An 8,103-nucleotide genomic window follows, 5' to 3' on the forward strand; every position below is an offset into this window, starting at 1 on the left:
CGGGTCATCTCGGCCGAGGCGTGGCCAAGCTGCTTCTGGACGTAGCGCTCGTCGACTTCGGCGGAGCTGGCGAGACCGGCGCGCAACGAGTGACCGGAGAACAGCGCCAGGCGCTCTTTCTCGGGCAGCTCGGATCGGATGCCAGCGTCGAGGACCGTGCGCTTGATCAGGCGGGCGACATGCTTATCGTTCAGTCTTGCCTCGGACGCGCGTTTGCCATCGCGCGAGGTGCCGGTGAAAATTGGGCCGAAGTCGATTTTGGCGAAGTGCAGCCACTGTTTCAACGCATGCACCGGGCAGGTCTGATCGCTGGACCCAAGGCCGATCTCGACCTCGCGCCAGCCGGTCTTGGCATTGAGGGTGAGGAGAGCCCCCTTGTCGAAGATCTCGACCCAGCCGCCAGAGTCCGGCGTGTCGTCCTTGTGAACATCAAGGCTGACGATTTCCGAGCGGCGCAGGCCGCCGGCATACCCCAGAAGCAGGATCGCCCGATCCCGCAGGCCACGCAGATCGAAGGGCAGGGTGGCGACCATCGCAAGGATATCCTCGGCCAGGATCGCCTCTTTCTGCACCGGCGGGCGCGCGTGCTTGCGCTTGATCCCCGCAAGCACGGTGGATATGTGGCGGTTCTTGCGATCAAGCGCAAAGCCCCGTTGCGCATAGTTCCACGCAAGGCCCGAGAGACGGCGTTCGATTGTCGACACCGAAAGGGCAGGGGAGAGGCCAGACCCGGACGCCAGGTCCGCAAGGTAGAGCCCGATCATTTCGGGCGATGGAGGCAGCGGCTCCACGTCCTTCATCCGGCACCAGCGGGTAAAGTGCGCCCAGTCCTTGGCGTAGGCNTTCAGTGTNNTNTCCGANGCCGCNGCGCGNGCATAGTCNCGNGCGGTNTCNACCAGCCGNTCNAGNNTGCCTGAACCAGCCACAAAGNAAGGANGGCTCAAAGCCTCGCTGCTGGGATGATCTCTCTCGTTGTNCTCGCTGACCGAAGGCCCATTTGGCGGCTTTGAGATCGATTTCTCGTTGTTTTCCGACATGGCGCTGAGCATATCTTTTAATGTCCGATAATGTAAACTTATTGGACATAATGGAGAACGACAAGATGGGGCGCTTAGGGCGCTATTTTGTGGCCAAAAGCGCCGCAACGCGGTAGGAATTACGCATGACATTTGCCAATGCCCGACCTCTCGCAGACCTCGACATGCTAATGCGAATTCCCGACTGGGTCACCTCTAAGCATGGTGAAACCTCTGAAGATGTGGCGTTTTTGTCAGGTGCCGCATTGTCACATCTGCACGGGTATCGTATTCATGCTCACGCTTGTGATCTGGTCGCGCGGCACTATTGCGGGCGGTTTCGCCCAGATTGAGGNACTCGCGTGGATACCGGCCATTGGTGCCGCTTATCGGTTGGGACTGGACGGGTTGAGCCTGCCGTTGGTGTTGCTCACGTCGTTGCTGTTCTTTTTGTCAGCGATCTACTCGGCGCGGATCAGCGATCGTGCGCCAAGCTATGTTGTGTTGATGCTTATGCTCGAAACGGCCGCACTTGGCACGTTTATGGCGCTTGACGGACTGCTGTTTTATGTTTTTTTCGAGGTCTCGCTGGTAGGCATGTATTTCATGATCGCCGGATGGGGATATGAAGACCGACAGCGCGCCGCGCTGATGTTCTTTATCTATACGTTGCTGGGGTCGTTGCCGCTGTTGCTCGCGATTATCGGGTTGTATCTGAGCAGTGGCACCTTCGACATGCGCGTCTGGATCGACATGCCACCTCTGACAGGCATTGCGGCGATGCTTGCGCTGATTGCGATGCTGTTTACCTTCGCAGTCAAGATACCGGCCTTTCCGGTGCACACTTGGCTACCTGCCGCACATGTTCAGGCACCCACGGCGGGCAGCGTGATCCTGGCCGGTGTGATGCTGAAATTCGGCACTTACGGACTGGTACGCTTTGCTTTGCAAATGACGCCTGAGGCATTTGCGCAAGCCGGTCAGGTAATCCTAGCGGTGGGGGTGGTCAGCGCGCTGTACGGGGCCTTCGCCGCACTGGCACAGTCTGATCTGAAAAAAATGATTGCCTACACGTCGATTAACCACATGGGCTATGTCGTGATGGGTGTGGCGGTGGCCGCGCTTACCGTTGATTTGCGTATCCGCACAATTGCATTGGACGGTGCGACTTTGCAGATGGTCAGCCACGGTCTGGTGACAGGCGCGTTGTTCTTTTTGCTGGGCATGTTGCAGGACCGCGCCCACAGCCGCGATATGAGTGAATTTGGTGGTCTGCTGGGCCGTGTGCCGTGGTTGGGCTGGTCGTTCATCCTGATGGCGTTCGCTTCACTTGGTTTGCCGGGGTTGGCGCATTTCCCTGCAGAGTTTCAGGTGTTTCTGGCGACCCTGAATACCGCTCCATGGGCGATCATAGCTATCCTTGCCATCGTGGTAACCGCAGGCCTGTATCTGCGCGCCATCGCCGCCGTGTTCCTTGGCTCCGAGAACGAGAAATGGCTGGAAATGCGCGATCTAGACCGCAGGGAGAAGCTGGTGATTGTGCCTCTTTTGATTCTGACGGTGCTGGTCGGTGTGGCCCCCGGCTGGTTGATCGATATGATCCACACAACTATGGCAAGCCTGAGCTTCTGATGGGGCGCGAACTTTCTTTTCTGATCCCTGAGCTTTTGCTGGCATCTGTGGCCATGTTGATGATCGTGGCCGATATAGCGCGCGCGGCGCGGCTGGTTCTGGTCCTCGGGCTGGCGGGGCTGACGGCGGCAACGCTGCTGACATTGCCGGTCCTGCACGCCGACACAACCGTGTTCAGCGGCACTTACCGGATCGACCTGATTTCGGGCTGGGCCAAGCTGATCCTGCTGCCTGGCACAGCGTTGGCGCTGTTGATGGCGCGCGCCGAAATCGCCGGACAGGAGCGCGAGGGCAGCGTCTATGCGCTGATCTGCCTTGTTACTCTTGGGGCGCTGACGCTGTCCGGTGGCGGCGACACAATGCTGCTTGTATTGGGTGTGGTACTGACGGGCTTAGGCTCTTTTGCGCTGGTGGCTTTCCCGCGCGATGATGCGGCGACAGAGGCCGCGATGAAATATCTTGTTTTCGGGGCTGTCACCGGATCCGTGATGATCTACGGGCTGAGCTTTTGGTTCGGGGGCGTGGGATCGACGCTGTTCTCGGACCTCGCGGCGCTGGAGGACAAGCCGCTGATCGCCATTGCGGGCCTGGTCGCAGTGATCATCGGCCTCGGCTACAAAGCTGGGCTTGTGCCGTTTCACTTCTGGGCACCTGACGCCTATGACGGGGCGCCGGTTTCCATTGCCGCCTACCTGTCGGTTATCACCAAGCTCGCGGCAATCTTTGCCTTTGCGCAGGTGCTGCGCGACATGCCCGTCGGCAGCGCTTGGCCACTGGTGATCGCAATGATCGCAGCGATCACAATGACCTATGGCTATCTGACAGCGTTGGTACAGACCAATCTGGTGCGGCTGATCGCTTATTCTTCGATCGCCCAATCTGGGTATTTCTTGCTCGGCATTGTGGCACTCGGCGCCAGCCCACTTGCGGTCCCGGGGATTATCATCATGGGTGCCGCATATGTCGCAATGAACCTGGGTGCTTTTGCCATTGTGATGATAGCTGGACGCACCCTTGTCGACATGCGCGGTTTTGGCCGCAATCGACCAATTATGGGGCTGTCGATGGTGATATTCCTTCTGTCGCTCACCGGCATCCCGCCGCTGTTTGGATTTGTCGGCAAAGTCTATCTGTTCACCTCTGCAGTTGAGGCAGGGTTCCTTTGGCTTGCGGTGATCGGCATCCTGAATTCCGTGCTGGCGCTTGGTGTTTATCTGCGCATCGTGGTGCCGATGTATCAGACCGCAAGCTCAAAAACCGGCATGGACACCCCGTCACCACACGCCCTGCTTGTTGTCGTGGCGACGGTCACTGTCCTGATTACCCTGTCTATGGGGGCATTTGCGGGGCTGTTGCCCAGTTGATCGCAAACCTTCAATGTGGTTCATGCATAACCGACATGGATCATCAAATTTTGACAGCGCAACGCAAAGCGCCGCGTCCAGCAAAAGCCGGATACGGCGCTTTGTCCGTCTTGGAAAACTTAGCGCAGGCTGAATTCGGTGGTCAGCGATACAATCAACAATCCGTCACTGATACTGGTGTCATGCCATGACGCGTCAATGCCAAAGTTATCGGAGATCGCATAGCTGCCACCGACACTCCAGTAGTCGTGTCCCCCATTGCTGATCGTGCCGTAGTTGGCTGAAGCACCAAATTTGTCATCGAATGCGTAGTCGATCGAGACGCTTGAATTAACGTAATCCGCAACGGGGTCATGCGCAAACCGAAGGCCGACATCCAGCGGATCCAGTACGGAGTACCCCAATGACAGGATGACCTCTCCGCAGCAGTCATTGCTCGGGTTGCGATAATAGTATCGGGTATATCCCAGATCGTAGTTGAACTTGCCGACTTCATTGCGATAGCCCAGATAGAGGTCCACCTCAACAGAACTGCCAACAATTGANCTGGCAGTGTTTGACGCCCAGACGCCTGCATAAAAACCTTCGTACTCGGCCTCCGCCCAAGGCTNGAACGCCGCGCCGGTAGTCTGTTCAATGCCGTTGAAAACATATCGGCTGGTGAGGGTTGCGCCTGCGGACAGACTTAATTCCTGAGCCATTGTCACGCCGGGTAAGCCCAGACCGATGACGACGGCGGAAGTCGCAAAAATAGATCGCATCATTTTTCCTTACTGGAAGATTTTCCTGCTGCACTGTAACGACGAAAATCCGCCCGCCGGAAGCAGGGCGCCCGCATTTTTGTAACACCTGATTCAATTTTGAACACCGTTACGGGTCGTTGCCCAAAATTGACGCGAAAAAAAACGGGCAACGATTATTCCACTGTAACGAAGTGGCGCTTATGGCGTCTGATATATGTACCCTTAGTGTCAGGAGGCCCAAATAGACCAGACAACAACCAAAACCGAACCATCTGAAGTTGAAACCGCCAAAGGCGGAGGATGCTGCGGTGGAAACAAGGCCAGCCAGGTTGCAGATGCCCCAGCGGCATCACAGGCATCCGTCAAAACACCTGCTGCAAAATCCGGTGGCTGCTGTTGTAGCTAGACCATCTCGGCGCCAGCATCAGGTAACGATGTCCGAAAAAACCAAAGCCGGTCCGTGCGCGGCAGATGTGCATCGTGATGCATATGTCGTGCACGGACCGGCATGATTTTTTTGGTAGCTCTTGCTCTGGATCGCCCCAAATCCCTGAGACACAGTCCAGCTCAGACCTTCACTTCCCAGCTCACTTATCTATACTGTAAACAACGAGATATGCTTGGTGCGGACGCCCAATCCTTTGTTGAGCGACAAGCGCGATTACCGGATCGCGCCGCCGGATCGTCCGCCCATTGCAAAACCCGCAACAAATCGAAAATGAAGGCGTTCTAAATGGATCATCAACACGGCGGCGACACTGAAAATAAAGGCTCCATCAGCCTAAGCGGCGGGGTGGCGATGGGCACCGGCGTGATGATCGGAGCCGGTATTTTCGCGCTGACAGGTCAGATCGCGCAGCTGGCCGGACCGCTCTTTCCATTGGCGTTTGTCGTGGGCGGGATCATCACAAGTTTCAGTGCATACAGCTACGTAAAGATGTCGAATGCGTTTCCGTCTTCGGGTGGCATCGCGATGATCCTGCAAAAGGCATACGGACCGGGTGCAATTGCCGCAGCGGCGGCGCTGTTGATGGCGCTGTCAATGGTGATCTCCGAAAGCCTCGTTGCGCGAACCTTTGCGACTTATGTCTTGCGACCCTTCGACATAACTGGTGGTCCGCTGGTGCCGATCCTTGCCGTTGGGGTGATCCTTTTTGCCTTTCTCGTCAATATCGCCGGTAGCCGATCGGTTGGACTGCTCTCGCTGATTATGGCGGTGCTCAAGATTGGCGGTATCGCGTTGTTCGGCATAGCAGCACTTTGGGCAAGCGGGTTTCAATTCGCCGCGGCGAGCACGGCGTCTGGCGGATTTGATATCACCGGCTTTATAGCATCCGTGGCCCTTGCCATTCTGGCGTTCAAGGGGTTCACCACGATCACCAACAGCGGCGGCGAGATCATCAATCCGCACCGCAATGTTGGCCGCACGATCATTATCTCGATCACGATCTGTGTTGTTGTCTATCTGATTGTGGCCTTTGCGGTCGGATCAAGCCTGACGATAGACCAGATTATCGCGGCCAAAGACTATTCATTGGCTGAGGCCGCCGCACCCGCACTTGGCAACGCGGGGTTCTATTTTACCGTCGTGCTGGCGGCTGTTGCGACGGCGTCTGGTGTTCTTGCCAGTGTCTTTGCGGTGTCGCGGATGCTGGCCATGCTCACCGATATGAACATGATCCCGCACCGGCATTTCGGGATGTCGGGACCTATCCGCAGTCACACGCTGGTCTATACGGTGGTGATCGCCTCTATCCTTGCGGTGTTTTTTGATCTGACCCGGATCGCGTCATTGGGGGCTTTCTTTTATCTGATCATGGACATGATCGTCCATTGGGGCGTCTTGCGCTTCATGCGAAAAGAGGTTGAAGCGAAAGCATTTGTCATCGTCTTGGCCTTGTTGTTTGACGCTGTGGTGCTGGTGGCCTTTACAGCTATGAAGCTGCAATCCGATCCGCTCATTGTTGTGTACGCTGTGATTGCGATCACATCAGTCTTTGTGTTCCAACGGATTTATCTGTCGCGCTGGACTGCACCACGACCCAGCGAAGACCACTAAAACACTTCTCGAAAGTGCTATAGCCCTCCTGAAAAAGGCGCGTTCGGCTAGCAGGTGTCGGGTATGCCCTTTTTCATTTTTTCGGTTTGTCAGGCTCGGCGCAGGGGGGCCAATCCCAAAGCCGGTTCATCATCGCGAAAAGATATGCACCTGACCACGCGATCAGCAACAGTCCGGTCAAGGCCTCGACGCCCGTCAGAAGACGCAGGTGATCTGTCGGGAAAATATCGCCAAGACCAAGGGACGTATAGCTGACGACGGAAAAATAAAAATAATCCAGAACGGTATCAACGCTCTCACCGGAAAAGCCGCCGATGCTCAAAAGCTGGTGACCGACGCCAAACATGCCTGCAAAGACAACTATTCCGGCGAAATGCGCGAAAAACAGGATCAGTACGGCCATCATGACACGATTGAACGGCTCCAAAGGTATCTTTGCCATGCCAACCGATACCCACCGCATGACCGCAAGATGTATCCAACTACTCGAAACGATGGCGATAACTGCAAGAATTAGTGAAAAAAGCAAAGAGACGCTCCTGATTGGATGAACTTGCCAGTATCCAAAAGTAGCCGTATCAGGTCGGCTTCTTGCGCGCGCTGATCGCGGTGCCAAAGCTCTGAAGTCCGCCGTCACCACGAACAATCCCGCGCGGTTGCGCCGGGTGGATTTGACCTTGCATCTCTTGGCAGCGCTGGAGATCGGGAATCTGGGGTCGCTCACATCTGGGAACGGGCGCGAAAGGTTGATGGCACTTGCCGCGGTTGGTGTCGGCGTGACCCGTCCCATTGTGGGCGCTACCCTCATTCTGAGAGGAAACTATTGGGCGGTTCGGGGGTTACGCCGCGCCTTTCCGCAGCATGGTCGGGTGATTGAACGGATGCGTGCTCTGTCGAATGACCTCGACCAGCGGCTTCCGGGACGGCGGGAAACAGAACATCTGCCGGAACAGGAAGAACATAGAACGAGCAAGTCGAGAGCGTCAGAAAGCGCTCTACGAGCAGCCCGGCAGGCCATCTCCGAGCTTGGATCTGGGGCAGATCGTCAAGCGCTTCTGGCGCGGGCCGATGCAATTTGGAGGTGCTCAGATGCGGTCAAATCCTGAAGCACCGGGCCTGTGGATATACTGCAATTAAGGGTACAAAAATGCCCAAAATGACCCTGAATCCGCAGATTCTGATTAATTAGGGTTGTCAATGAGCGTTTAAAAGTGACCCGGTTTCAGCGTTTGATTTTGACCCGCCTATTGGGTGCCAAAGCCCCCAGGCGGACCGCCCTCATATAGCGA

The 8,103-nt window shown here is 56.5% G+C and carries 6 protein-coding genes; 3 read left to right on the forward strand and 3 right to left on the reverse strand.

Annotated elements, in window-relative coordinates; translation table 11 throughout:
- Positions 1-1,049: tyrosine-type recombinase/integrase (locus CBB63_RS14150; RefSeq protein ID WP_286699607.1), on the reverse strand; the 1,049-nt coding region annotated here is incomplete at its 3' end.
- Between the two features lie 261 nt (positions 1,050-1,310).
- Between CBB63_RS14150 and CBB63_RS14155 the strand changes: the two genes are divergently transcribed.
- Together CBB63_RS14155 and CBB63_RS14160 are read left to right on the forward strand one after the other, a co-directional pair.
- Positions 1,311-2,648, forward strand: a complete 1,338-nt coding sequence (locus CBB63_RS14155; protein WP_502695944.1) for a complex I subunit 4 family protein — start codon at positions 1,311-1,313, stop codon at positions 2,646-2,648.
- Positions 2,648-4,012, forward strand: a complete 1,365-nt coding sequence (locus CBB63_RS14160; protein WP_286699609.1) for an NADH-quinone oxidoreductase subunit N — start codon at positions 2,648-2,650, stop codon at positions 4,010-4,012. Before CBB63_RS14155 ends, CBB63_RS14160 begins: the two co-directional genes overlap by 1 nt.
- Positions 4,013-4,131: 119 nt before the next feature.
- Here the strand turns inward: CBB63_RS14160 and CBB63_RS14165 are convergent, their stop codons facing one another.
- Positions 4,132-4,776 (reverse strand): TorF family putative porin, encoded by a 645-nt coding sequence (locus tag CBB63_RS14165; protein ID WP_502695943.1) that lies wholly within the window; start codon positions 4,774-4,776, stop codon positions 4,132-4,134.
- A gap of 712 nt (positions 4,777-5,488) precedes the next feature.
- Here CBB63_RS14165 and CBB63_RS14170 point away from each other — a divergent pair.
- Complete coding sequence (locus CBB63_RS14170; protein ID WP_009827230.1) at positions 5,489-6,814, forward strand: APC family permease; 1,326 nt, start codon at positions 5,489-5,491, stop codon at positions 6,812-6,814.
- A gap of 73 nt (positions 6,815-6,887) precedes the next feature.
- Here CBB63_RS14170 and CBB63_RS14175 read toward each other — a convergent pair whose 3' ends face one another.
- Entirely contained in the window at positions 6,888-7,604 is a 717-nt protein-coding gene (locus tag CBB63_RS14175; RefSeq protein WP_161487394.1) for an ion channel, read from the reverse strand.
- Between the last annotated feature and the right edge of the window lie 499 nt (positions 7,605-8,103).

The sequence above is a fragment of the Sulfitobacter sp. TMED3 genome, assembly GCF_002167505.1.
Lineage (GTDB): Bacteria > Pseudomonadota > Alphaproteobacteria > Rhodobacterales > Rhodobacteraceae > Sulfitobacter > Sulfitobacter pontiacus.

Bases quoted from the DNA above. Each gene is read 5' to 3' on its own strand.
- CBB63_RS14160 (WP_286699609.1), top strand. From the start codon at position 2,648: ATGGGGCGCGAACTTTCTTTTCTGATCCCTGAGCTTTTGCTGGCATCT.
- CBB63_RS14170 (WP_009827230.1), top strand. From the start codon at position 5,489: ATGGATCATCAACACGGCGGCGACACTGAAAATAAAGGCTCCATCAGC.
- CBB63_RS14175 (WP_161487394.1), bottom strand. From the start codon at position 7,604: ATGGGACGGGTCACGCCGACACCAACCGCGGCAAGTGCCATCAACCTT.